The sequence below is a fragment of the Coleofasciculus sp. FACHB-1120 genome (genome assembly GCF_014698845.1).
In the GTDB taxonomy this organism is placed as follows: Bacteria; Cyanobacteriota; Cyanobacteriia; order Cyanobacteriales; family FACHB-T130; genus FACHB-T130.
On sequence record NZ_JACJTV010000001.1, the window covers coordinates 57,555 to 81,666 of the forward strand.

At 47.2% G+C, this 24,112-nt stretch carries 27 protein-coding genes; 11 read left to right on the forward strand and 16 right to left on the reverse strand.

The features are described from left to right. Window positions 1–14 precede the first annotated feature (14 nt). On the reverse strand, window positions 15–1,136 hold the full coding sequence (locus H6H02_RS00290) for a site-2 protease family protein (RefSeq protein ID WP_190813529.1): 1,122 nt from the start codon (window positions 1,134–1,136) through the stop codon (window positions 15–17). Window positions 1,137–1,405: 269 nt separating this feature from the next. On the opposite strand from H6H02_RS00290, the gene H6H02_RS00295 reads away from it, so the two are divergent. The 4 genes from H6H02_RS00295 to H6H02_RS00310 all read left to right on the forward strand — a co-directional run bounded on the left by H6H02_RS00295 (window position 1,406) and on the right by H6H02_RS00310 (window position 3,313). After that, complete coding sequence (locus H6H02_RS00295; protein WP_190666608.1) at window positions 1,406–1,903, forward strand: 2TM domain-containing protein; 498 nt, start codon at window positions 1,406–1,408, stop codon at window positions 1,901–1,903. Then, on the forward strand, window positions 1,891–2,100 hold the full coding sequence (locus H6H02_RS00300) for a hypothetical protein (RefSeq protein WP_190813531.1): 210 nt from the start codon (window positions 1,891–1,893) through the stop codon (window positions 2,098–2,100). The genes H6H02_RS00295 and H6H02_RS00300 overlap by 13 nt, the downstream gene beginning before the upstream one ends. 170 nt (window positions 2,101–2,270) lie before the next feature. Next, a complete protein-coding gene (locus H6H02_RS00305; protein WP_190813533.1) occupies window positions 2,271–2,750 on the forward strand; it encodes a hypothetical protein in 480 nt (159 codons plus the stop codon). 131 nt (window positions 2,751–2,881) lie between these two features. Next, window positions 2,882–3,313 (forward strand): hypothetical protein, encoded by a 432-nt coding sequence (locus tag H6H02_RS00310; protein ID WP_190813535.1) that lies wholly within the window; start codon window positions 2,882–2,884, stop codon window positions 3,311–3,313. A 103-nt stretch (window positions 3,314–3,416) separates the two neighbouring features. On the opposite strand, the gene H6H02_RS00315 is transcribed toward H6H02_RS00310, so the two are convergent. From H6H02_RS00315 to H6H02_RS00325, 3 genes are read right to left on the reverse strand one after another with little or no spacing between them, the layout of a single operon-like run. Then, on the reverse strand, window positions 3,417–3,812 hold the full coding sequence (locus tag H6H02_RS00315) for a DoxX family protein (protein WP_190813538.1): 396 nt from the start codon (window positions 3,810–3,812) through the stop codon (window positions 3,417–3,419). A 49-nt stretch (window positions 3,813–3,861) separates the two neighbouring features. Next, entirely contained in the window at window positions 3,862–5,424 is a 1,563-nt protein-coding gene (locus H6H02_RS00320) for an NAD(P)/FAD-dependent oxidoreductase (protein ID WP_190813541.1), read from the reverse strand. A 44-nt stretch (window positions 5,425–5,468) separates the two neighbouring features. Continuing rightward, complete coding sequence (locus tag H6H02_RS00325; protein ID WP_190814177.1) at window positions 5,469–6,677, reverse strand: NupC/NupG family nucleoside CNT transporter; 1,209 nt, start codon at window positions 6,675–6,677, stop codon at window positions 5,469–5,471. Window positions 6,678–6,834: 157 nt separating this feature from the next. Here H6H02_RS00325 and H6H02_RS00330 point away from each other — a divergent pair, with 157 nt between their 5' ends. Together H6H02_RS00330 and H6H02_RS00335 are read left to right on the forward strand one after the other, a co-directional pair. Beyond that, window positions 6,835–7,665 (forward strand): N-acetylmuramoyl-L-alanine amidase, encoded by an 831-nt coding sequence (locus H6H02_RS00330; RefSeq protein ID WP_190813542.1) that lies wholly within the window; start codon window positions 6,835–6,837, stop codon window positions 7,663–7,665. Window positions 7,666–7,808: 143 nt separating this feature from the next. Then, complete coding sequence (locus H6H02_RS00335) at window positions 7,809–8,453, forward strand: molybdenum cofactor guanylyltransferase (RefSeq protein ID WP_190813545.1); 645 nt, start codon at window positions 7,809–7,811, stop codon at window positions 8,451–8,453. 65 nt (window positions 8,454–8,518) lie between these two features. Here the strand turns inward: H6H02_RS00335 and H6H02_RS00340 are convergent, their stop codons facing one another. From H6H02_RS00340 to H6H02_RS00350, 3 genes are all read right to left on the reverse strand, one after another. Further along, the gene (locus H6H02_RS00340; RefSeq protein WP_190813547.1) at window positions 8,519–9,166 is read right to left on the reverse strand and encodes a hypothetical protein; all 648 of its coding nucleotides are present in this window, start codon (window positions 9,164–9,166) and stop codon (window positions 8,519–8,521) included. 315 nt (window positions 9,167–9,481) lie between these two features. Beyond that, window positions 9,482–10,654 carry a molybdopterin-synthase adenylyltransferase MoeB gene (moeB, locus tag H6H02_RS00345; protein WP_190813549.1) on the reverse strand — a complete coding sequence of 391 codons (1,173 nt, stop codon included), beginning with the start codon at window positions 10,652–10,654 and terminating at the stop codon, window positions 9,482–9,484. Window positions 10,655–10,751: 97 nt separating this feature from the next. Beyond that, window positions 10,752–11,255 (reverse strand): M67 family metallopeptidase, encoded by a 504-nt coding sequence (locus H6H02_RS00350; protein ID WP_190813551.1) that lies wholly within the window; start codon window positions 11,253–11,255, stop codon window positions 10,752–10,754. 256 nt (window positions 11,256–11,511) lie between these two features. Here H6H02_RS00350 and H6H02_RS00355 point away from each other — a divergent pair, with 256 nt between their 5' ends. Continuing rightward, window positions 11,512–11,814, forward strand: a complete 303-nt coding sequence (locus H6H02_RS00355; protein WP_190813553.1) for a Dabb family protein — start codon at window positions 11,512–11,514, stop codon at window positions 11,812–11,814. Window positions 11,815–11,945: 131 nt separating this feature from the next. Here H6H02_RS00355 and aspS read toward each other — a convergent pair whose 3' ends face one another. Then, on the reverse strand, window positions 11,946–13,751 hold the full coding sequence (gene aspS / locus H6H02_RS00360; protein WP_190813555.1) for an aspartate--tRNA ligase: 1,806 nt from the start codon (window positions 13,749–13,751) through the stop codon (window positions 11,946–11,948). Window positions 13,752–14,125: 374 nt separating this feature from the next. Next, window positions 14,126–14,431, reverse strand: coding sequence for a hypothetical protein (locus H6H02_RS00365; RefSeq protein WP_190813557.1), 306 nt, complete (start codon window positions 14,429–14,431; stop codon window positions 14,126–14,128). A gap of 208 nt (window positions 14,432–14,639) precedes the next feature. Between H6H02_RS00365 and H6H02_RS00370 the strand changes: the two genes are divergently transcribed. After that, on the forward strand, window positions 14,640–15,161 hold the full coding sequence (locus H6H02_RS00370; protein WP_190813559.1) for an orange carotenoid protein N-terminal domain-containing protein: 522 nt from the start codon (window positions 14,640–14,642) through the stop codon (window positions 15,159–15,161). A 121-nt stretch (window positions 15,162–15,282) separates the two neighbouring features. On the opposite strand, the gene H6H02_RS00375 is transcribed toward H6H02_RS00370, so the two are convergent. From H6H02_RS00375 to H6H02_RS00385, 3 genes are all read right to left on the reverse strand, one after another. Further along, window positions 15,283–16,047, reverse strand: coding sequence for an ABC transporter ATP-binding protein (locus H6H02_RS00375; RefSeq protein ID WP_190813561.1), 765 nt, complete (start codon window positions 16,045–16,047; stop codon window positions 15,283–15,285). 76 nt (window positions 16,048–16,123) lie between these two features. Further along, entirely contained in the window at window positions 16,124–17,341 is a 1,218-nt protein-coding gene (locus tag H6H02_RS00380; RefSeq protein ID WP_190813563.1) for an ABC transporter permease, read from the reverse strand. Window positions 17,342–17,428: 87 nt separating this feature from the next. After that, complete coding sequence (locus tag H6H02_RS00385) at window positions 17,429–19,015, reverse strand: efflux RND transporter periplasmic adaptor subunit (RefSeq protein WP_190813565.1); 1,587 nt, start codon at window positions 19,013–19,015, stop codon at window positions 17,429–17,431. Window positions 19,016–19,329: 314 nt separating this feature from the next. Here H6H02_RS00385 and H6H02_RS00390 point away from each other — a divergent pair, with 314 nt between their 5' ends. Then, window positions 19,330–20,214, forward strand: a complete 885-nt coding sequence (locus H6H02_RS00390; RefSeq protein ID WP_347342553.1) for a tetratricopeptide repeat protein — start codon at window positions 19,330–19,332, stop codon at window positions 20,212–20,214. A 270-nt stretch (window positions 20,215–20,484) separates the two neighbouring features. On the opposite strand, the gene H6H02_RS00395 is transcribed toward H6H02_RS00390, so the two are convergent. Further along, complete coding sequence (locus H6H02_RS00395; protein ID WP_190813568.1) at window positions 20,485–20,805, reverse strand: hypothetical protein; 321 nt, start codon at window positions 20,803–20,805, stop codon at window positions 20,485–20,487. A 450-nt stretch (window positions 20,806–21,255) separates the two neighbouring features. Next, entirely contained in the window at window positions 21,256–21,489 is a 234-nt protein-coding gene (locus H6H02_RS00400) for a Nif11-like leader peptide family natural product precursor (protein ID WP_190813570.1), read from the reverse strand. Between the two features lie 94 nt (window positions 21,490–21,583). On the opposite strand from H6H02_RS00400, the gene H6H02_RS00405 reads away from it, so the two are divergent. Beyond that, the gene (locus tag H6H02_RS00405; protein ID WP_190813571.1) at window positions 21,584–22,117 is read left to right on the forward strand and encodes a hypothetical protein; all 534 of its coding nucleotides are present in this window, start codon (window positions 21,584–21,586) and stop codon (window positions 22,115–22,117) included. Between the two features lie 453 nt (window positions 22,118–22,570). On the opposite strand, the gene H6H02_RS00410 is transcribed toward H6H02_RS00405, so the two are convergent. Next, a complete protein-coding gene (locus H6H02_RS00410; protein WP_190813573.1) occupies window positions 22,571–22,789 on the reverse strand; it encodes a hypothetical protein in 219 nt (72 codons plus the stop codon). A 161-nt stretch (window positions 22,790–22,950) separates the two neighbouring features. Then, a complete protein-coding gene (locus H6H02_RS00415; protein ID WP_190813575.1) occupies window positions 22,951–23,382 on the reverse strand; it encodes a nuclear transport factor 2 family protein in 432 nt (143 codons plus the stop codon). A gap of 277 nt (window positions 23,383–23,659) precedes the next feature. Here H6H02_RS00415 and H6H02_RS00420 point away from each other — a divergent pair, with 277 nt between their 5' ends. Beyond that, window positions 23,660–23,989: a phosphomannose isomerase type II C-terminal cupin domain gene (locus tag H6H02_RS00420; RefSeq protein WP_190413787.1), complete on the forward strand. Its 330-nt coding sequence runs from the start codon at window positions 23,660–23,662 to the stop codon at window positions 23,987–23,989. Window positions 23,990–24,112 lie beyond the last annotated feature (123 nt).

A 24,112-nucleotide genomic window follows, 5' to 3' on the forward strand; every position in this document is an offset into this window, starting at 1 on the left:
AAATCCGAAATTGATTAAGCAGGATTAGCTTGCGCTCTTCTCTGGAGTAAGTTGAGAATCGAAGCTTTTTCCAGAAGTCCCACTAGCACCCCGTTTTCACGAATGACGGGAAGCTGAGTAAGCTTTTCTTGTTCTAGCAGTGTCACCACTTCTAGTAACGATTGATCAGATTTAACGGTTGTAGAGAATTCAACGGGTTTTGTTAGCTGTGCGACTGATATTTCAGTCCACTGTGAAGTCGGGACGGCTTTGAGATCGTCAACTGCGATCGCGCCCACTAATTGTCCCTCTTCATTGGTCACTAAGAACCGCGACGCTTCGCTTTTGCCAATGATGAACTCGTTAACAAACTCTCTCAGGGAAAGCGACTCAGAAACAATTGGGCTATCGGTCATGACTGCATCTTCTGCGGTCAAAGCGGCTAGTTGTTCTTGCACTCTGGCAGCTTGGGTTGCTCGACCCGCGTTTTGCAGTAGGAACCAACCGATTAACAAGTTCCAGAAGTTAAGACCGCCGCCTAATAGTAACGGAACCAGACCAGAAGCGATCGCTATCCAACCAATGACTTGACCGGCGCGACCCGCAAACACGACACCTTTATAAAGATTGCCGGTGATCTTCCAAACCAACGCCTTGAGGATATTCCCACCATCCAGGGGCAAGCCAGGAATCAGGTTAAACAGCGCCAGCACTAAGTTGACGTAACCCAGCACTCCGAGGATTGCTCCAAACGGCCCGGAAATGCTCGTGGTAAAGCCAATCGCGCTAATGAGACCAAACAGCGCCAAACTGACTAAAGGCCCTGCGATCGCCAGCCAGAATGCTCCTGCTGGGGTCTTTGATTCTTTTTCTAAGCTGGCGAGACCACCAAACAGAAATAAGTTGATAGATTTAACTTCAATTCCCTGCTTGATGGCAACAAAACTGTGTCCCAGTTCGTGCGCCAAGACGGATGCAAACAACAGCAGCGCCGCAATTAATCCCAGTAGCCAGGGTAATCCCCCGCCGAGTCCGGGAAATTGAGCCGCTAGTCCACTGCCATAACTCACCGTCACCCAAGCCAGGACAAAGAACCAGGTTGGATGTACGTTGAAGGGAATTCCGAATAAATTGCCGACGCGAATCGTGCCGTTCATTACGCCACCTCTGATTTAACATCTGAGAGGCTTACATTGAACCTCTCTCTTGCACCTCTTTATCGTAACGATATGTAACGAGGATTTTAATCTTTCAGCTACCGTACTATCCGTCCGTTAAGGTTCGGTTTTGGAATAGTCTAGTGTGAGACATTCTTACTTTTGCCTCGGCATAATAGAATCAGTACTGCTCTTGAAAGGCTGACTTCTGCATCACGTCCTTGGGGCAGAAAAGCTCTCCCAACCTCGATGACCGCAGGTGTTTCCCTATGCCCGTCTCCGAAACTCAAATCACCCGCTCCTACAATCAAGAAGAGATTCAGCAAATTCTCCAGATAGCGATCGCGCGTCAAACTGACGACACAGAATTTACCCGCGAACAGCTACTGGAAATCGCCTCTGAATTAGAAATCTCTCCAGAGTGCCTTCAGGTGGCAGAACAGCAGTGGCAAGCCAAACAGGGAGAAATCCAAAAGCGGCAGGATTTTAATCTCTACCGGCGCAGCAGATTACAGAAACAAGCTGGCAAATATACAGTTATCAATTCGTTTTTGATGCTGCTGAATATCGTGAATGCTGGTCAGCTTTCTTGGTCTTTATATATCGCCCTATTCTGGGGATTAGGTCTGGGGCTTAATGCTTTGAATACCTTTCAATCTGGAGGCGAAGATTACGAAAAAGCCTTTCAGAAATGGTATCGTCAGTACCAATTGAAACAATCACTGACCACTGTTTGGGATAAGGTTCTCAAAGCTTGGCAGACTTAAAACATATTCCCCTAGGGAAGAGAAATTTGCGGCTACGCAAAGGAAGGGGGTTGAAAATCAGTCTTTATGAGCGAGAATTTTGTCTAGAGACGTTGTATGCAGCCTCTTGGGATTCGGTAATTCATGCTTGGCAGATATGCCAAAGGCGCGATCGCGTACAGCCCTTTGGGCATGAAAACAGCGAAGCGAAGCGTTAGCCTCGCGCTGACTTGTCAGTGCTCATTTTTCCCCAGTCAGTATATCTCCTACAGGAACAGCTTTCGTTTGCCTTAAAATAATCCTGTCGGCTTGGTTAAACTAACCAGACTTTTACGGCTAGACAAGTTACGGCTAAACAAGTTCTCTCTGCATTCTCCCTGCATTAGATATGGTTCAGTACACTCTCGCACAAAGCCCAGAAGTCATCCTGACTGTTTCAGGCAAAGATTCAAAAAAAGCCCGTGAGAAAGCAATGGAGCAGCTCATGGAACTCATGGATGCAGACAAGCTACCCACCGATCTTGAAGATGGATTTAGTCCAGAACAACTGATTGAAGTCAAAGAGCTGGAAGCGGATGGGACTAGCGATGAAGACGCCGTAACCCAAGCTGTACAAGTTCTGAGCAACCTTGCCACACTAAAGCTGAAGGTGCAGGAGTCACGCGCCGAGGCGCTGAAGGTTCGCGCTCAAGTAGATATTCTATTTTCAGAAAAGTCGGTGAGTGAAGAGGAAATCTCTCAACTCAAGGACGGTTTTAAGGTTCTCAAAACCTTTGCTCAAGTGAATCTGCGCTACCACGAGGCTCGCTCGAAAGCAGAGCAAGCTCGGAGCGTGTTAGATCAAGCTTTAAAGTCTCCTGAGAGCTAATTTCTCTGCTTAGGCGCATCTGCTGCGCGATCGCATCAGCGAGAATTCAGACTTGATAAGCGATCGCGCTGTTGAGTTTTTCTCTCATTCGCAGCGCCAAATGCATCTGTAACCACCCAAGAAGATAAGCAATGATTCAATTTGGTAAAACTCCTTCTGATTCCGGAGAAAAAAACTGGCGAAACCAGCTTGCTCAGTTTGTCAAAGCCAATCAGCAAGAATTGGCAGCATTATCTTGGGGTTTGTGGTTAGAAAATGGAGACACTCAAGGTTATTTAGGGATCGATGTGCAACCGAAGCCGCATTTCGTCTATTGTCCAAAAGAGGCAATAGAAACACTCAATAATAAAGTCGAAAATCAGCTTCAGGAGATGTTAGGAGTTGTGGAGGCTCATAACCCTGAAGTGGAGGTTATGATCATTGGAATTGGTGAGGGACAAATAAAGCTAGTTCAGTTTCAACCAGAACCTCCACCTCCCGCTTGCTTTGAGAAAGTCGCCGCAGATGTTAATACATTGCTAGAGCGATTGGAGCAGCAGATGGACGAGCAGATACAAGGTTAAATCCTAAAAAGCGATCGCGTCAGCGTATGCATTCTTAGTGATACTCGCACGCTGGCTAGTGAAGGGAAACGCGATCGCATCTTTTCTCAACCACGTTAGTGAGCTAATCAGAACGCTTAGATGCCATCTGCTCGTCCAAACTAATTGGCCCAGAGCCAATATAGTACACCATGAGCAATCCGCCGATAATTGCTAAGTTTTTCATGAAGGCATTTACTTGCATTCGGTCGGCAAAATCGGTGTGAAAAATTAGCGTAGCCGGAATCATAAAGATAATTAGTGCGATCGCTCCCCAACGCGCTTTGTAACCAAGCAATATTGATAATCCGCCAGCCAATTCAAGAATAATTGCCGCAACGAGCAACAGTGCTGTCAGGGGTAAGCCCTTGCTAGCCATAAACTGTTGCGTGCCACTAAAGCCCGTAATCTTGTCAAAGCCAGACTTTAAAAAAATGGCGGCTAAGAAAGCCCGTCCTATGAGGGGGATGTATTTTTCCATATTGATACCTGCGATCGCTTGCCTTTAACTTACAACAACATCGTAAAATTCACTCCGCCATGTCTTGAATTACGCGCATGGCGGCATTGTGCCCCGCCGCACCAATCACCGAACCTGCTGGGTGACAGCCTGCACTAGCAGAGTATAGCCCTTGAATGGGAGTAACGTAAGGCAATCTGTCAGCGAAGCCGAAAGAGTTGTCAATGTGGTGGATATGCCCGCGAGTTAAGCCGAAGTGCTGCTCAATTTTCTGGGGATGCAGGGCGAACACATCTTGGACTAATTGTGAGGTGCCGGGGGCGAAGCGATCGCAAATTGACAACAAATGCTTAACATAGCGGCTTTCCTCCTTCTCCCAGGTGGTTCCTTGCAATTCATAAGGCACCCACTGCACAAATAGCGCCGAATTGTGGTGCCCGGAGGCATCCTGTAGAGAGGGATCGAGGGTGGTATGGATATACCACTCTATTGCGGGAAATTCAGGTAAGCGCCCTGCCTGCACATCAGCGAAAGCACGATGCAACATCCCCATCACCTCTTTTTCATCCGGTAAAAGGTGAATTGTCGTGCCGTACTGACCGCAATTTTGGGGCAGGCAGGTAAACTCAGGCAGTCCGCGCAAACACAGATTCACCTTAAACGTTGAACCATCCTTCTGATAAGCATCGAGTCGGGAGTTGTATTCCATCGGCAAATTCTCAGCCCCAACTAGCTGGCGCAAGCGGAAAGGATCGGCGTTGACAATGGTTGTCGTAGCGTTGATTTCAGTGCCATCCTGAAAAACCACCCCTTTAGCAACACCTCGTGAGAGGAGAATCTGGGTAACGCCTCGCCCGGTTTCAATTTGTACTCCGGCTTTTCTTGCCGCTTCCGCAAGGCGATTCGTCACCGTACCCATTCCACCCTTTACGATCATCCAAGTGCGATCGCTACCCGGTAGCCGACACATATTGTGGATGAGAAAATTCATCCCAGTACCGGGAGTATCCCAGGTACCATACAATCCTGAGAACCCATCCGTCACGGCATACATTGCCTTTACTAAGTCGCTTTTGAAATTAAATCGGTCGAGATATTCTCCGACTGACTTGCGGCAGAGATTAATAAAGACTTGGCGCAATTCTGGGCGCACATACCGTTGAGCCGTTTCTTCAATCGAAAGCGGTTCCTCTAACCAAGTGGGGGCAATATCGTCACGCATCTGGGCAAGTTCATTCTGTAGCGCTTCGTTTGCTTGCCAATCTGCTTCCGAGAAGAACGATACAAACTGCCGTTTCATCTCTTCTTGGTTTGAGCCAAATAGCAAATAACGCTTGTCAGTTGTGGGCAAAAAGTAGTGCGGATCGCGCCGAATCACCGGGATGTCCACATCAAGAAGACGAATTAATTCCGGTGGCATCAACCCTAACAAATACGCACCCGTCGAAGTGCCTAAATTGGGTGCTATTTGAAACGGATGCTCAGTGCGGCAGGCACCGCCAATAACATCCTTTGCTTCCACTACTAGAACCTTTAGCCCCTGACGTGCCAATAACAAGGCTGCCACCAAACCGTTATGTCCAGCACCCACCACCAGTACATCTACAGAATTCTCGATCCAACGTGGTTTCATGCTCTTTTGCTGCTTCTGTTTTCTGGGTGTTCATTGGGGTTCGTTTACAATAATATTCCTGCGATCGCAGCGGTCATAAAACCCGCGAACAAACCGCCGATCATCGCCCTGACACCCATTCTCGCTAAATCTTTCTGACGGTTCGGTGCCATGCCGCCAATCCCGCCGATGGTGATTCCAATCGAGCCAATATTGGCAAAGTTGCACAAAGCGTAGGTTGAGATAATTACCGCCCGTTCGGATATCGCCTTCTGCTCAATCAGCGCCTTCAGATCCAGATAGGCGATAAAATCATTCAAAATCGTCTTTTTACCTAACAACACCCCCACCTGAGCGCAGTCAGCCCAAGGCACCCCAATCAGCCACGCAACCGGGGCCATTACAAAAGACAACATCCACTCCAACGACAGCAAAGGCACGCCAAGAAGCCCCCCCAACCATCCCAGGAGAGCATTGACGAAAGCCAGTAACCCCAAAAAGGCAATAATTACCGCCGCTACATTTACTGCCAGTTTCGTCCCGTCAATTGCTCCCGCCGCCGCTGCATCAATCGCATTCACAAAGGTACTCTCCACCTCTATCCCTGCTTTGCCAACCGTTTTGGGGACTTCCGTTTCTGGATAAAGCAATTTTGAGGCAACGAGGGAAGTCGGGGCAGTCATGAAGAAAGCGGCAATCAGATGTGCTGGTGGAATCCCAAAGGAGAGATACGCCCCTAATACACCACCCGCAATTGTCCCAAATCCCGCCGTCATCACCGCATGAAGTTCTGATTGCGTCATCGTCGCCACATAAGGCTTAACGAGCAACGGTGACTCAGTTGGCCCTAAAAAGACATTCCCAGCACACGATAAAGACTCAGCCCCTGATGTTCCCATCGTCTTCATCATGACCCACGCCATCACATTCACTACTCGCTGCACAATGCCGTAGTGGTATAACACCGTGATGAAGGAAGAAAAAAAGATAATTGTGGGCAGCACTTTAAAAGCAAAAAAGTGATCGACAAATTTATCTCCAAAAACAAATTTGGCACCCACATCAGAGAATTCTAAAAAGCGGCTAACGACATCGCCGAGAAACTTAAATACAGCTAAACCGCCGGGAGTTTTTAGAATCAGCAGTGCAAAAATAAACTCTAACCCAAGCCCCCAAAAGACCGGACGCCAACGCACAGCACGCCGGTTCACTGAGAAGGCATAAGATAATCCCACAAAAACAGCCAAACCCAGTGCTGAAATCACCCGCTCCATCGACTCTCTCAGGGCTAAGTTACAATACGGCGTATCATAGCCTGGATGTGTGGGCAAGAAAGTATCGGCTGAGCCTGCGGATTCTATCTTTGTGGGGATGGATCGCAATAAATCACGACAACATTCAAGGCGATTAGAATTCTGGAGAGATCGTAAAATGGTACGAATTTTTCTTTCCGCTGGACATGGTGCTGGCGATCCGGGCGCACTAGCTGGAGGCACTACAGAAGACAGAGAAATGCGGCTTACCCGCGATGCTGCGGTTAAGGAAATGCGATCGCGCGGTTTAGAGGTTTCCTCGGTTCCCGATTCGTTGAGTTTGAAGCAGACAATTACTTGGATCAACGCTTACTCCCGCCGTGGCGATGTTGCTTTAGAAATCCACGCTGATGCTGTCGGAAACACTAATATCCGGGGTGCCAGCGCCTTCTATACTGACGGCAACGAGCAACGCGAAGCCGATGCTCAGTTGGTGCTGCAATCCTTACTGAAGGAGGTATCCGGTTTGCCGTCCCGTGGGGTTAAACCGGATACTGCCACGGGTGTCGGGAGTTTAGGTTTCTGCCGCCAAGTTGATATTCCCTCGATTCTGATGGAGTTGGGGTTTATTACCAATCCGAGCGATCGCTCTTTATTTCAAACGAAGCGTCTAGACTTCGCCCGTGGATTGGCAGACGGTCTAGAAGCGTGGAGTCGGAAGGAAGCTCAGAGGCAGGGCTTAACGCCTCCCCCTCCTCCTAGCTACCCGGTTATTAGTGTCAAAATCAACGCCCAGCTATATCAAAATCAAGGAATTTTGGTGAATGGGAATGCTTGTATTCCGGTTGTTTTCCTAAAGTCTTTAGGAATCGATCCGAGTAAAGTAGCAGACTTCCGCACCACTACTCACCGGAATCTCGAATATATCAAAGCGGTGGATTTGCAGCCCTTTAAAGTATCTGTTAAATGGGACAATCTAACCCGCACAGTCATTTTAACCACCTATTAATTTGCTTTCAATTTATTGGGTGATAGTTAATTTATATTCAGTTGAATTTTGAGTTTTGAATGAACAACTCATGACTCACTGCTTATGCGCGATCGCTCTAAAATTACCTACTTCCGATTTCCCTATGGTTCAATGAATATAAAATGAACCCATCTTCTGCTGTATCGCTGACAGCAATTGTTTTGGCAGGGGGAAAAAGCTCTCGCATGGGGCGGGATAAAGCCTTAATTTCTGTGAACGGCGTTCCCCTGATTCGGCAAGTTTGTGAAGTTGCCCAAGCGTGTGCTTCAAGAGTATATGTGGTAACGCCGTGGAGCGAACGATACCAAGATATTGTATCCAGCACCTGTCAATTAATTCGAGAAGTCGGTACAGGAGAAAACCGCTCTTTTTCTAACGATGAGAAACCCCACGGGCCACTGATTGGCTTTGCCCAAGGACTCGCGCCAGTACAAACAGAATGGGTGCTGTTACTTGCCTGCGATTTGCCCAATTTAAAAGAGGAATTTTTGCTCAATTGGGTACAGCATTTACCAGAGGTGCCAGAAGATTGTATTGCGTTTCTTCCCCGACATCCCAAAGGCTGGGAACCGTTATGCGGTTTTTATCGCCGCAGCTGTTTGCCTAGCTTAACTGAATTCATTCATAAAGGGGGCAGATCCTTTCAGCAATGGTTGTCTCAACATCCCGTACAAGAACTGCCCCTAACTGAGCGATCGCTCTTATTTAATTGCAACACACCGGCTGATTTGGGAGAGGTAATGGGTAATAAGAATTTTGAGTTTTGAGTTGTAGAGACACGATAAACTTTTTACCTTTTACCCCTTACCCACGACCGATTACCTATTACCTTTTAAGGATTAACCGGCGCAGCCGGAACAACGGGTTCTGCTTCCAAACTTGGCAAAGGTGTCAACTGAGGGAGAGGTGCCTGTGGCGGTGTAAAGTCAGGCGTCGGCTTCGGGGGTGGTGGTGGCGCAAAGGTGGGGGATAAGTTGCGGGGCAAATCGGATGCGGAAATGCAGGTATCCAGTGCCTTGGTGGCAGAAATCTCCAACTGGCGATTCAAGCCGACAACGCATTCAGCAAAGCGGATGGGTAGGAGGCTACGACGACAGGAATCGAGAACCTCAAGCAACGGCGGGTTTTTGGCATCTTGGGAAATATTAATCACGCACCTGCCTAACTCGATGGGACGTCGCACCCGGAGACAGGCAGCCAGAGCATCTTGTGAGGCAATCTGAGTTTCTCGGTTAATATTAAACACGCAAGCGGATAAATCTGTCGGTTTGAGGGCATCCGAACAGCTAGCGGCAGAGAGTTCTGTAGAGATACCAACCGCCCTTAATTCGGCAGCGCAGTATTGAAAAGGGCTGAAATGGGTAGCGGTGGCAGGAACAGTCTCAACAGCGATCGCAAATAATCCTGCGGTAAGGGCTAGCCCAGTCGTTGATAATCGTCGGGAACGAGACAAGGCACGTTCGCTACTTTTGTTTTGCATGATAGTTCTACATAAGTCGGTCACAAGCTATCCTACTTGGACATTGGTAGTAGTTTGCACCTTTGCACTTTTGTATTTTTACTTTTGCATTTCTACTCAGTGCAATGTTATCGGCTGCAACTAAAAAATGCGATTGGGGAAGCGAACCGACACGTCGGCGCTTTGCTATCCCACTCCAAAAGCGAATAAAAATCGAACCCCACATCTGCACCCAAGAAGTTAGCAAGTTAAAATTAAGAATCAAATCTAGAAAAATAGAGACGTTCTCACAGAACGCCTCTATTGAAGGTTACTAAATTCAAAGCTGTTACCTTTTTAGTATTCAGGCACCGAAGGGTCAATTTCTCGACTCCAAGCGGTAATTCCACCTTTGACATTGGTGCCTTCTATTCCAGCTTGTTTGAGAATACCCAGTGCCTTCGCAGAACGTCCACCCATCTTGCAGTGGGCAATCAAGCGATGACCGTTGAGCAATTCTTTCACTTGGGCGACACCCGAACCGTTTTCAATATCTGGTAACGGCACCAAAACGGAACCCGGAATTTTAGCAATTTCGTACTCGTTAGGATTGCGAACATCAAGCAGGACAAAATCATTTGCACCGCTATCGAGCAATTCCTTCAATTCCCGAACCGTCATTTCTGAAATTTCCATCTGCTGTTTTGCCTCTTCCGCTTTTGCTTGTGGAATACCGCAGAATTCTTCGTAATCAATTAACTTGTCAATGACTGGTCTTTCCGGGTTCGGACGCAGTTTCAGTTCCCGGAACTTCATTTGCAAGGCATCATACAGCAACAACCGTCCACTCAGGGTATTCCCCTGACCTAAGATGATTTTGATCGCTTCAGTTGCCTGGATGGTGCCAATCACGCCGCACAGAACGCCGAGAACCCCTCCTTCAGCACAAGAGGGAACTAATCCGGGTGGTGGCGGTTCCGGATAGAGGTCGCGGTAATTGGGACCGCCTTCGTAGTTAAATACCGTTGCTTGACCTTCAAAAAATAAGATGGAGGCGTAGACGTTGGGCTTGTTTAACAGCACGCAAGCATCATTCACTAGATAACGTGTGGGGAAGTTATCGGTACCATCTACGACAACATCGTAGGGTTCAAGGATTTGCAGGGCGTTCTCTGAACTCAGGCGGGTTTCGTACAAGTCAACTTGGCAATCAGGATTAATTTCTAAAATCCGGTTTTTTGCCGATTCAATTTTGGGTTTCCCGACCCAAGAGGTGCCGTGAATGACTTGCCGTTGTAAGTTGGAACTATCAACGACATCAAAATCAACAATGCCGATGCGTCCGATACCGGCAGCTGCGAGATACAGCAGCAGGGGCGAACCCAGTCCACCTGTACCAACACACAGGACACTGGCGGCTTTGAGGCGTTTTTGCCCTTCCAGTCCAACTTTGGGCAGGATTAGGTGGCGAGAGTAGCGTTCGTATTCTTCTTTGGAAAGCTGGATTTCATCCAGATTGGGATTGAGCATGACCTTTTAGTGAGGGCAGACAGAGTTAACAGCCTATCAAAAATACAATATCTTTGTATGTTCGGGTCTTAATCGTTTTTAAAATTAAGTTTTTAATCTAGGTTATTTCAACCGTTATCATTTCTTCTGGCTGAAACTGGTGGGCGTCGTCGAGACTCCAGTTGCGGAGGTCGCCAGCTTTGCTTTGTTGAACCGACACAATAATATACGAGTACACTGACCACGCACACGCCCGATCGAATTCAGAAGGAATTGCTGGATGGTCGGGATGAGAGTGGTAGATTCCAATGATATCCAGTGGACTGGGTGAAGCACCGCGTGCCTGCTTTTGTGCTTTTAGCATATCTTCGGGAGCGATCGCGTATCTGTCCCGCTTGTCTGAACCCAGTTTGGCGGAACCTTCAATCTCTTGAAATGCTTCCACTGCTTCTGCATTCCAGATGTTCTGGGTTGGCATGACTTCCACGACGGTTTTGCCATCTTCCGCCAGTTTACCCAGCAGCAAGCCGCAGCACTCTTCGGGATAGGTGCTTTCGGCATGGATTCGGATGGCTTGCAAATGGTGAGGATGGAGTTTTAATACTGCCAAGATGCCAATCATTCTGCGGGAGATGTGGAACTATTGTATGGCACTTGGTGTATGGCACTAATATCTCTCGTTTTTATTGTCTGACTATCTGGTTTTCCTGCACAATAGCATTGCTTCTTCAGTAATTTTGAAGAAAATATTCAAAAACAGCAAGCTTGAAGAGCGATCGCTTGTGACTGAATTTTATTGAGAGCGATCGCATCTGGCTTTGTGTTCTTTCTGTTCCCAGCTAAGCTTTTAGAGACTCTGCTATCAGTAACCTAAGCAAATGCCTCAGATTCAACACATGGTTCTGCTCAAATTTAAACCCGAAATAACGCCGGAAAAGATTGCAGATTTGTTAAACCAACTGGGTGAACTTCAGCAATTAATTCCCGGCATTACCTACTATTCTGGGGGAGCCTATTCTAGTCACGAGGGACTGAACCGGGGCTATAACCACGGATTTTTGATGACATTTGAGAGTGCAGATGCCCGCGATTTCTATCTGCCGCATCCCGAACACGAACGAGTGAAGTCTGCGATATTAGAATGCTTAGACGATTTCATCATCTTTGATTTTGAAGCTTAATCGTCTTTTGGGAGATTGAGAAGAGAGGGGAGCGATCGCTATCATTTCCTCACGCCTCTTTTTCCCTTTCCAAAAAGTTAAAGGCGCACAATGCATTGTGCGCCTCTAAACCTCTACTGCGATCGCGCGAGTTACTGCTTGTCTTTCTCGCTGGATTTGGGCTTGTATGTCGAAGCGACGTGCAATTCCTTCAACTGCTTCCCATCAACACCAGAGGGCGCATCGGTCAATAAACAACGAGCCTGCTGCGTCTTCGGAAAAGCAATTACATCCCGAATTGATTCTTCACCCGCTAAGAGCATCACCAAGCGGTCTAACCCATAGGCAATTCCCCCGTGTGGCGGCGTGCCGTATTCAAATGCCTCTAGGAGAAATCCAAACTTGCCATAAGCTTCCTCTTTAGACAAGCCAATGGCTTCAAACACCTGCTCTTGAACCTCTCGCTGGTAAATCCGCCGACTTCCACCGCCAACTTCTACGCCGTTGAGAATCAGGTCATAAGCTTGCGCCCGTGCCGTCTTCAGGTCGTGCAAATCGTCGGGATGCGGAGCGGTAAACGGATGATGCAGCGCTTCTAGGCGCTTCTCATCAGCATTCCTCTCAAACATGGGGAAGTCTGTTACCCAAAGCAGGTTGTTTTTGTCAGGATCGATGAGTCCCAGTTCGCGACCAATCACTTGGCGCAATCTGTCGAGGGTTTTATTAACCGTATTGTGATCGCCCGCACCAAATAGCAAAAGATGACCGGGTTTTGCACCTGTGCGACTCAGCAATTCTTGCTTCTGCGCTTCGGTGAGGTTGTCTTTAATCGCGCCAATGGTGTCGAGTTCGCCGTCATCTCGCACACGAATATAGGCAAGACCCTTCGCACCAGCTTCGCTGGCTTCTTTAAATAGGTCGCCGCCTGGTTTGATCCGCACGTTGGAGAAGGCATCGTTTCCGCCGGGAATGGGCAATACTTTGACGATACCGCCAGAGGCGACAGCGCCAGAAAAGACCTTAAACCCAGAATCTTTCAGCAAATCGGAAACGTTGACAAGTTCTAACTCAAAGCGGGTGTCTGGTTTATCGCACCCGTAGCGATCCATCGCGTCTGCATAAGTCAGGCGCGGGAAGGGATGGGGTAAGTCGATGTTTTTTACGGTCTTGAAGATATGGCAAACTAAACTTTCGTTGAGCTGGAGAATCTCTTCTTGAGACATGAAGCTCATCTCCATGTCTAACTGAGTAAATTCTGGCTGTCTGTCTGCGCGTAAATCTTCATCCCGGAAGCAACGAGCAATCTGGTAATAGCGGTCATAGCCGGATACCATCAGCAGTTGCTTAAATAGCTGCGGCGACTGAGGCAGCGCATACCACTCGCTGGGATTAACGCGGCTGGGGACGAGGTAATCCCGTGCGCCTTCGGGAGTCGATTTGGTGAGAATCGGCGTTTCGATTTCGATGAAGTTTTCGGTATCTTCTAGGTAGCGACGGATGGCTTTGACGACTTGGTGACGCAACTGGAGGTTGCGCGTCATGCGATCGCGTCTTAAGTCTAGATAGCGATACTTCAGTCGCAAGTCTTCGCGCAGGGATTCTGTATCTCCAGCCCCTACTTGGAAGGGCAGCTGCTTGTATACCTGATTGAGCAGTTCAATTTTATCTGCGTAAATTTCAATCTCGCCAGTCGGAAGGCGGGGATTGAGTGAGTCATCGGGACGTTTGCTGACTCGACCCGTAATTCTGAGGACGTATTCGTTGCGCTGGTTTGCCGCCTCTCCATAAGAGTCAGGCGTCCGGACTGGGTCGCTGATAATTTGAACGATGCCGGTGCGATCGCGCAAATCTAAAAATATCACCCCCCCGTGGTCGCGGCGACGGTCTACCCATCCACACAAGGTGACAGTTTGTCCAATATGTTCGCTTCTAGGTTCGCCGCAGTAATGGGTTCGCATGGTTGCCGATCGAATGCTTGCTGAAAGATTGGGATTTAAAGGTAACAAAATGTGAAAGCTTTGCCCATTATCCTGCATTCTTTGTAATTCTGTTCAAACTGCTAGGGGCTGAACCTACCGAACCCCTAACAATTCCTGACATTGGCACCAAAATAACTAAAGCTCAACCAACGCTTGGTTGAGCCATATTTTTGCATTTTGAGCGATTGGGATACGTCGCAGTGACCCTAAACTAGCCTAGAGCCGAATCATTGCGGCATCGTCTACGCGATCGCTATCCTGATTTTTTTTAAGTGAATACGGCTTTACTTCCCTGGTTTACCCAGTTCTATCGCTTTTTCCACGATTTATCGCTTTTATTGGCTGCTTTTTTCTTAAACTCTGGGATTGACATCCTTCGCCATTTCTCGGTAGTCGTCCGGATTGCTATGGGCGTCTGGTGAGGATTTCATCTCTGTTGGCTGGGGCATTTTCTGGGCAGCACCTGTTGCCGCTTCAGCCGCTTGGGCACCAGCACCACTGCGGTCAACTTCACTAACGCTAAGCTCTTTTGATGCTGCGTAGTCAGCGTCGAAATCGACACTTTGGGTTGCTTCTTCACCCGCAGCCATGCGTTCGGCGGCTAGCTGGGCATCTTGAGTTGTCGCTTGTTTCGGATCGGGTTTCACTTCTTCAGTCATAAGTAACACCTATTTATTTAGACTTTTTTATCTGCAATTTAGATTTTAAGGGAGCGATCCCCGTTCCTTTGACCCTCTTGAGATAGATCCTTACTTAACTCTCAATCTCCAAAACTGAGATTAGTCAAACTCTCTCTCTTGGAGGGCGATTTTAACCCACCAAGTTTGTAACTCTTGGAAATATTAACCTGATTGTTGGATAAAATTTATGACTACAAACCAAAAATCTCAAGCTCTTTCCAATGAAACTCAAAAAGTGGTTGAGGCTTTTGAAGCGTTGAACACGGATGACAAACTAGCATGGTTTTATTACGTTTATGAAAAGATGGGAGACTCGATTACTCCCGCTGCCCCAACTGCAACCGATCCGGAACTGGCTCCGAAGCTGTTAGGAGAATACTTTGATTTGGATGACGATCGCCAGTTGGCAATTATGCGAGAAATTGTCAATCGCGAAAATACAGAATATTCCCATGCTTATGGGGCTTTGAAAGAGAATAATCAGTTAATGGTTTGGTATGCTTGGGCGCAGGGTATGGGTGATACGGTTGTAGATGTGCCCTCGGACTACCAAGCCAATAACCCAGTTAACGACCTGATGAGCCAAATTGAAGGTCTTGACTTCGAGGGACAAATTTCCATGTTCCGGACAATCGTTAGCAACATGGGCTATACGGACGTGAAGCCAATTCCCTCTCAAGCTGAAACTGGTAAGACTGCCAGCCTGTAAATTATTTCATTTTGCGATCGCAAGGGCGCACAGCCGTGCGTCCCACGATTTGCTCCGAAATGCCCTAAAAAAAAGAGCGTTCTTGGGATTGAACGCTCTTTTTTTGGCTCTTTGTTGGAAATTAAGAAACGGCGACTTTTCCAATCTCTGCTGGGGTGAGATGGGAATGCAGCACTTCTCCATCGCGGAACCAGACGATGCGTTTGGTGAGACGAGCGACTTCAGGCTCGTGAGTTACCATAACCACGGTAATGCCACTGGTATTGAGTTCTGTGAAGATATCCATCACTTCTTCGGTCGTTTTGGAATCCAGTGCGCCAGTGGGTTCATCCGCAAGCAGTAAGACGGGTTTGTTGACAATCGCACGCGCGATCGCGACACGCTGCTGTTGTCCCCCAGATAGTTGATTTGGTCGATTATTTAGGCGATGTTCTAAACCAACGCGAGTCAGAGCAACGGTTGCTCTCTGGCGTCTTTCAGCGCTGGGAATCCCAGCATAAACCATCGGCAACATAACATTTTCTAACGCGGTTAGTTGTGGCAAGAGATGGAATTGTTGAAACACAAAACCAATCTTCCGATTGCGAATTCCCGCTAAGTCAGCATCTTCTAGAGAGGACACATCCACGTTATCTAGGTAATATCGTCCGTCGGTGGGTCGATCGAGACAACCGATAATATTCATGGCAGTAGATTTGCCCGATCCAGACGCCCCCATAATCGCGCAATATTCGCCTTCCTCGACAATTAAGCTCACACCACCAAGGGCACGAACTTCTGTATCGCCAATCCCGTAAACCTTGGTGACATCCTCCATGCGAATGACGACAGGCTTTTTTGGAGGATTGAGGGCTGAGGACTCAGGAGTGAGTTGTTGATTGCTCATTGAAGAATCGAATAATTGCTAATTGTTCAAACGCCCTTAGTTATGAACGATGAACGATGAACATTGTTCGTGCATTTTAAGCACTCCGCAAAGCCACAATTGGATCGAGTTTAGCGGCTCGTCGCGCCGGGACGACGCCAAAGAATAGCCCAATCCCACCAGAAACACTGACAGCAATAACAATTGCCACGGGTGAAATGCCAGCTTTCAGAGGGGTGAAAGCGCTGACGAGCGAGATCCCGCCAACGCCAATCAGAGTGCCTAATAAGCCACCCGCCGCTGAGAGAATCACGGCTTCGATGATGAATTGAATCAGGATATCTTGCTCTCGTGCGCCAATTGCCTTACGAAGTCCGATTTCTTGGGTACGTTCGGTGACGGAGACGAGCATAATGTTCATCACGCCAATGCCGCCAACAAAGAGGGAAATCCCCGCGATCGCAGCTAACATGAATGTCAAGCCGCTAGTAATCGTGTTCACAATGCCCAAAAGGTCTTTTTGGCTGCGAACTGTAAAGTCATCTTCACCGTTGATTTTGTGCCGTAGCCGCAGCAGATTTGCTACCTGAAACTGAGCGGCTCCGATGCTATCTTCATCTTTGGCAGAGATAGAAATGGCTGTCACTTCCAGACCATAGGGAGACGTATTTCCCACAATCCGATTCGCTAGGGTAGTGATGGGTACATAAGCCGTTTCATCCGGATTGTCTCCGAGTGCGGAACCTTTGGTTTTCATCACGCCAACAACTTGAAAGCTGATATTTTTAATCCGCAGTTGTTGCCCGACGGGATCTTGATTGTCAAACAATTTATTGGCTAATTCCGACCCCAAGATGACAATTTGGTTACTCCGTTTAATATCGAGATCGGTGATAAATCGTCCTCGATCGACATCAAAGCTTCTAGCTGAGAGATACTCAGGCGTTGTACCGAGAACCAGAGTTGTCGTGTTTTTGCTGCGGAAGGTAACTAATTGTCTGGAGTTGATTTGGGGCGCGACATCTTGGACGGAAGGCACCTGAGTTGCGATCGCTCTGGCATCTTCTAGAACTAGCGTTTTCGGCACCTCAAAGGTCGTATTCCGAGTTTTCTGAGAACCGGGAACCACAAACAGCACGTTTGGCCCCAACGACTCAAACTGCTCCGACGCTAGCCTTTGCGCTCCCTGTCCGATTCCCACCATCGCAATCACCGAGGCATTGCCAATCATAATGCCCAGCATGGTGAGACTGCTACGCAGTTTGTTTGCTACCAGGGTCGTGGCAGCCATTTTGACGCTTTCTACAATATCCATATTCGGTAATCGGTAATGGGTAATCGGGAATGGGTAATCAGAAGCGTGACCAATGACTAATTAGCCATTACCCATTACCAACTGTCTTTACTCCTCTGGCTTGGGTTTGCGATCTTTGGGCAAATCAATGAATACGCGATCGCCTTCTTTGATACCATCTAAAATCTGCGTTTGGTTTTCAATCGATGGGCCAATCGTCACCGCTTTAAACTGGGGTTTGTTCTCTTCGTCAGGAACTAACACACCCGTTTTCCCTTTCTCAGTGACAATTGCCACAGTGGGAACAACCAAGGCATTATTCGCCGGTTTCCCCAAAAAAGTCAGGTCAACATTCATCCCCGACCGCAGTTGTTCCTTACCCGTTTCCAGGGCGACCCGCACCTGAAACGACGTGACGTTTTGCTCGACCACCGCTTCTGGCGCAATCAGCTTGACCTTACCTTTAAACACCTGGTCAGGATAAGCATCTGCCACGATCTCAACCGCCTGTCCCTGGGTAATCTGCCCAACATCCACCTCTGGGACTTTCGCCAGAATTTCTAAATCTCTGGCAATAGCAACAATCGAAGTTGAGGTAGCGGAAGCCGTACTGGAAGCAGAAGTTGTGGGGGTGACGAAAGCCCCTTCTGTCGCGTATTTCTGCGTCACAATCCCCGAAAAGGGAGCAACGATTACCGTATCAGAGAGCTGGACTTGCACCGCCTGCATCGAAGCTCTGGCGGCGTCCGATGCTGCTTTTAACCCAGCAATCTCCTCTCGGCGCGTCCCATTTTCTAACTGTCGTAGAGCCGCCTGCGCTTCTGCAACATCCGCTTCGCGCTGAGAAATTTCCTCGCTTCGACCACCCTTTTGGCTTTGCTGCAAGGCAGATCGTGCTTCTGCGACCGCCGCTTGACGCTGCTGGATTTCTTGGCGGGTGCTATTTTTGAGTTGCTCTAGCCGTCGTTGGGCTTCTCTGAGGTTGGCGCTGGCATTGCGGTACTCTGTCAACACCTCATCCAACTGGTCTTTAGAAATGGCTCCTTGAGAAGCGAGCTGTTGATTGCGATTGGCTCGTTTTTGTGCCAACTCTACCCGCGCTTCAGCAGCAGAGATTTGAGCTTCGGTCTGGGCAATTTCTTCGGGACGACCAATTTGCACCGATGCTAAATTCGCTTCGGCTTGATCCAGACGGGCTTTGAATTGGGCAACTTCTTCGGGACGACCCACCCGCGCCGCGGCTAAACGGGCTTTCGCTTGCTCTAGACGGGCTTTTGCCTGATTGATTTCTTCGGGACGGCTCCCCGCTTGTGCTTGTTGCAGTTTGGCTTGAGCTTGCTCTAGATTGGCTTTGGCTTGAAAAAATTGAGCCTGAAGCTGGGAATTCTCCATTTGGGCGATTTTTTGCCCTTGCTGTACTCTATCTCCCTGCTCGACGTATAACTTTGCCAAACGCCCAGATGTGGGAGGGCTGAGATTAACGCTTTGAACGGGCACGACGGTACCGCTAGCGGTAATCCGTACTTTCAAGGTTTGCGATTTAACGGGTACGGTCAGGCTCTCGATATCTAGTTTGGGTGTTGCCCGACCCAGGATGAAATAAGTGGTAGAGCCAACTACCAAGATGCTAGACGCTATCAGCCCAATGACCCACTGAGAAGGGTTCTTGACTTTGCTTATTAGTGGAAGTTGCATTCGCGTAGTCTTTAAATCCGGTAGTACGAATGAACAGATTGCTTAATGAGGGTAATTTTAATGACGATGGGATTCAGCTTTAGCACCAAGGAGTCACACTCACCTGTATCGATCTACAGCAAGTTGCTTATTCTTTCCCTATTTTAGCGAGTTTGAACTTCCTGACGGATTGAACCTTGTTTCGTGTTTCCCGTCAATCCGTTATAACGATCCCCAAATTGACGTGTAGCTTTGCTCTCGATTTCTGCTAGGGTCAGTTAAATTATTGGTAAGGTTGCTAAACATTTCTTCGCTTATTTCTTTGAGGCTGCACCGTGCCTAAACGTTTTTCGATATTCCCACTTCTTGTTTTCCTTGGTTTAGGGAGCGTTGCTCTCCCCGCCTCCGGGCAAGCACTCGTGCCCTATACGCTACAAATGGAGTCAAAAGAGCTAGAGCAGCAGGGCTTGAATCTGGCACAAGATGCGGCTCAGCTAGCGCGATTCCAACAATACGATCTAGCATTGCCCAGAGCGCGATTGGCGACTCAGCTGGCTCCCAGCAGTTATCAAACCTGGTTTTTACTGGGGAGTTTGTTTTTGCAAGCGCAGGAGGTAAATAATGCCATTGATGCCTTGCAACGCGCGAGAACCCTTCAACCCAACGAACCGGGGATTCTATTTGCTCTGGGAAGTGGGCACTTTCAGCAGGAAAAGTATCAGGAAGCTGTTAGTGTTTTGCAAGCTGGGTTAAAGATCAAACCTGATGTCCCGGAAGCTTTGTTTGATTTAGGCAATGCCTACTATAAATTGAATCGGTTTCCAGATGCGATCGCTCAATATCAAAAGGCGGTCGCGAAGGAAAAGAAATTCTGGCCTGCCATTAATAATATTGGGCTAGTTAAGTACGAAATGGGCGATGTGGACGGAGCGCTCGGTGAGTGGCGTTCCGCTAGCTCTCTCGATAAGGAGGCGGCAGAACCCCGGTTGGCAATGGCGGTAGCGCTGTATGCGAAGGGCGATCGCGAACAGGGTTTGTCTTTGGGAGAGGCTGCGATTCGGTTAGACAGTCGCTATGCCGATGTAAAATTTCTCCAAGAAAATCTTTGGGGCGATCGCTTGCTCACAGAAACGAAAAAGTTCCTGTTAACTCCCAGAATTCAGGAGACAATTGCCCAAAATGAAAACGCCCCTCCACAACAGCAAAACGCCCCTGAGTGAAGCATGAAAAATAAAGGACGAAGGATAAAATTTTATCTTCGTCCTTTATTCTTTGGCAGGTAGTTTTAAATGTAAGGGCATGAGAAGTTCAAGGCTGACGCACAAACACTAGATAGGGTACGGTCTACGCCAGATGTATCGAGATGCTCAACAGCTTACTGTTTAGTGTGAATGCCCGATCGCTGTTTTACTTTCATAGTGCGATCGCGTGAAATCCTCTAAAATTTAGAACATAATTCTTCGTACAGACGAAGTAAAAATTCTACCTTCTTATTTGGAGCGATCGCCCTCAAAAAAGAGTTTGTAAGCAACCCAACCCACTGCCCCAAATATAATCACATAGGAAAGGGTTCCCACTAGCTGAATGCTGACAACGATGGTAACAACGATGGCTACAAACTTTCCAACGTTCGCCAGTTTTTTGTACCACGGCTGGGGTGAACGCTGAGAGTCTTGATGCTTAGTAGTTTGATGCAACGGCGGTTGATTAATTTCTGCCTCTATCTCTCGGAGTCGATTAGCTCTTTTTCGCTCCTGAAGCTCTCGTTCCCTGCGTTGAAGTTCGTTATCTTTATTGTCTGGAGAATTCATAAGTGTTTATACTGTATAGGCTTATAAAAGTGTGTGATTATTAGCGTCAATCTTAACCTCGGAACCTGGCAACTGACTAGAGCAAATTAGAAAAAATTTAGTTAAAAAATTTTAGGCATGCAAGCAAAGAAAGTGCATTTGCTCTGCCTCTCCCTGTAAATTCTTACGATTTATGTGTTAAATAGCACACTATCGTAACTCGAAAAAAATATATATAAAAGCGATCGCTATCTGAAACAAGTGTAAAAGTTCTGTTCTAGTAATCTGCCGTGGTTGCTACATAAGGTATAAAATAAGTGATTTCCTCACTATATCTATAAAAAAATTGTTGATTGTGTAATAGATTCAATTTTGCTCTGAACCTGTATAAATTAGGGTGGGCATTGCCCACCCTAAACTCTAATAGCTAAGCTCACAATAGCTTTTAACCATTAGCTAGTTCATAATACACTAAATCCAGTTAACCCTCCGCAGCCAAGGCCAAACGCCCGTCTGCCTTCTCAAGATGACACCTTCACTATGTTCTTTGACGACATCCTTCAATTCTTCAGTGGTTAAGGCATAGCCTAATTCACGAGCAACTTTTACGAATTCCTCTGGACTGGCTGCTTCTTGGAACTTTTCGCGTAAACCTGGATCGTAGGTAGCAGCTTCCAAAAATTGACACGCGCTTTCTTTAGACATGTTGACAATCCCCTACTCTACTGTGTCTTTTTTAGCTCATACACTATAGCCATTTTAATCGTGCGCTATACTGCCGAAATTCTTTTTTAATCCTATGTTACAGACAGCCGCATCTACCGACATGAATATTCTTTTAGAAAACCTCCTTTTCCTAGTAATTGTTACGTCTTTTCTTGTCTTTGCGGGTTGGCTTTGGAGACATTCACCTCCCTTCACGATTCCTCAACCACTTCCGCCTTGGTTTAGAGCGTGGTTATTGGTTGTACTGCTAGTGGGAGTGGCGCTTCCTCTGGTAGCAATGGTTCTGTGGGGCGTCTGGTGGAATCATCCCAGTGTATTTCAGGTACTGGTGCCGTACTTTGTCATTTTGGGGTTACAAATCTTATCCGAAAGTGTGACAACGAGACGCTTTCAATCCTGTACGTTCGTGATGGTTCCTTGCTTATACCTTCCTTATCGCGTTTGGCAATTGTATAGTGGATTGACGCTTCTGAAGTGTGAGAGTGGAACAATCTGGATACAGAGATTATTAGTGCTAGAAATTGTTCTTTGGATTTTTAATTACGGCGTACACTTGTCGCAGATTCCCCGGCTTCTTGATTGGGAAGCAAAGCCTCAAAACAATTGAATTTTGGCGGTAGTTGTTGAAAGATAAAAGGAGTTGAAAAGACGTAATTTGATGAATCATGGCAGCATATTCGCATCTTAATGCCATAAATTTAAATTCATAATACTTAGGAATTGTTTTGCTTAGTAGGTTAAAAACACAAAACAGAGTACCATCGTTCTAAATAATTTGTGAATAGAAAAATTCTCGACTTTATTAGAAAAGTCGGAAAGTCGAAGGGTTAGCATTTCGCACATCCAATAGGATTACTATAAAATTAATTATCATGAAGTTTATAGATAAATATCCAATTAATATTTTTATAATATAATTTTTTTTAGTTTGTAAAAATTGCTTGTAAAATTGAATATTTTCTCTAAATATTCAATTTTGTATATTTCCAAAATTAAAACGCAGCAAAATAATAAAAGAATCAATAATAAAGTAATAGAAACTTTCAATCAGCAACACTATTTATATTAGGGCAGAAATTTCATCTACAACTTTCAGCCGGTTCTTACGGACAGCATAAAGTAGGCGGTCAATTGCTCGCTTGTCTTCTTCGCTGATTGCATCTTGCAACAGTGCAGCCATCAACCCATATCGGTCAGCCAGAGTGATACTACCAGAGTAGGTAGCTTGAGCAAATAGTTCAGCGATCGCAGAGTCGAGAGGGCAGATTTGAACAGGCATCTTACGGACATTAACTCGATACTTCTAATATCACGCTTTTGCCCGGTTTACTAAGTGATTAACCACTGTAAAAAATGTGACGATACCCTAGATAATCATGCGATCGCAGGTTTAGGTAAAGGTGATAAGCCGCTAATTGCTGAGTGATATAAATCACACAGCTAGCCAATCGGCTGAGACTGATCTGGGTGCGATTCTACCTTGGGCTGAACCACGACCGAAAGATACTCGCGGTAACGACAAATCTTGTCGCTGCAAACATCGAAAGCGATCGCCCCTCGGTTCTGATAAGGCTTCCCCCGCAGATGCCCTTGAGAGCGAATCTCAAACACAACAGTCGTCTCGTTACTGGTAACGCCATCTAGCGTCACCGCCAGCTCATTGTTGAAAGCTTCAGACGCATACTTAAAGAAAGCATCTGCCCGTGCTTTACCAACATTTTCCCCCTGATATTGCCCCACCGGAAACCAGAAGCTAAAGTCGTCCGCAAGCATCTCTAGGAACGGGTCCCACTCGCCAGTTCCCATCCCCTGAGTGAAGTGCCCAAATGCACGTTGGGCAGTTTCCATCGTGCTTTGTTGTGTTTGTGCCATGTTTGTAAGCTGCTGCAACTAAATCAATTGTGGCAAAAACAAGCGGAGAGAAGCCGTAGAAATCTCATCGGAACCGCAGGATGCCTGCTTGCACGCTTCGGATGCCGCTACCAGCTACTAGCACCCTCGATATATTGTCCTACCGATAATTAGTGCAGAGGAACTTTCAAAAATGCGGCAAAATTGAGATGCGAATCTTCGGAGACAAGCAGGGATGAATAGCAACCAAAATGAGGGGCAGGCTTCGATTCTGCCCTTACCTGAAGATAGTGACACAATGCGGATACGACCTTGGGGCACAGTCACCGTTTTAGAAGAAGGGCAACGCTACCGGATTAATCGCATTGAACTCAACCCAGGTCATCACATTAGCACCCAAATGCACTATCACCGCAGCGAACACTGGATCGTTGTATCTGGCACCGCCAAAGTGATTTGTGATGGTAAAGAGACAACCTTAATTCAAAAACAGTCAACCTACGTGCCGATGTCTACAGCTCACCGGGTTGAAAATCCAGGGTGTATTCCTTTAGTGATGATTGAAGTCCAAAATGGAGAATACCTTGGAGAAGATGACATCATCCGTTTCGACGACGCGGAAACCTAACATCTCAAAATCAAAGGATATCGTGGTTCTCCCTTGAATCGAATACAAGATCAAACCCCTAGCCTATTCTCTATAAGGGAAGGGGCTAGGGGTTTCATACAAAGACAGAAAAAAAATGTAAGG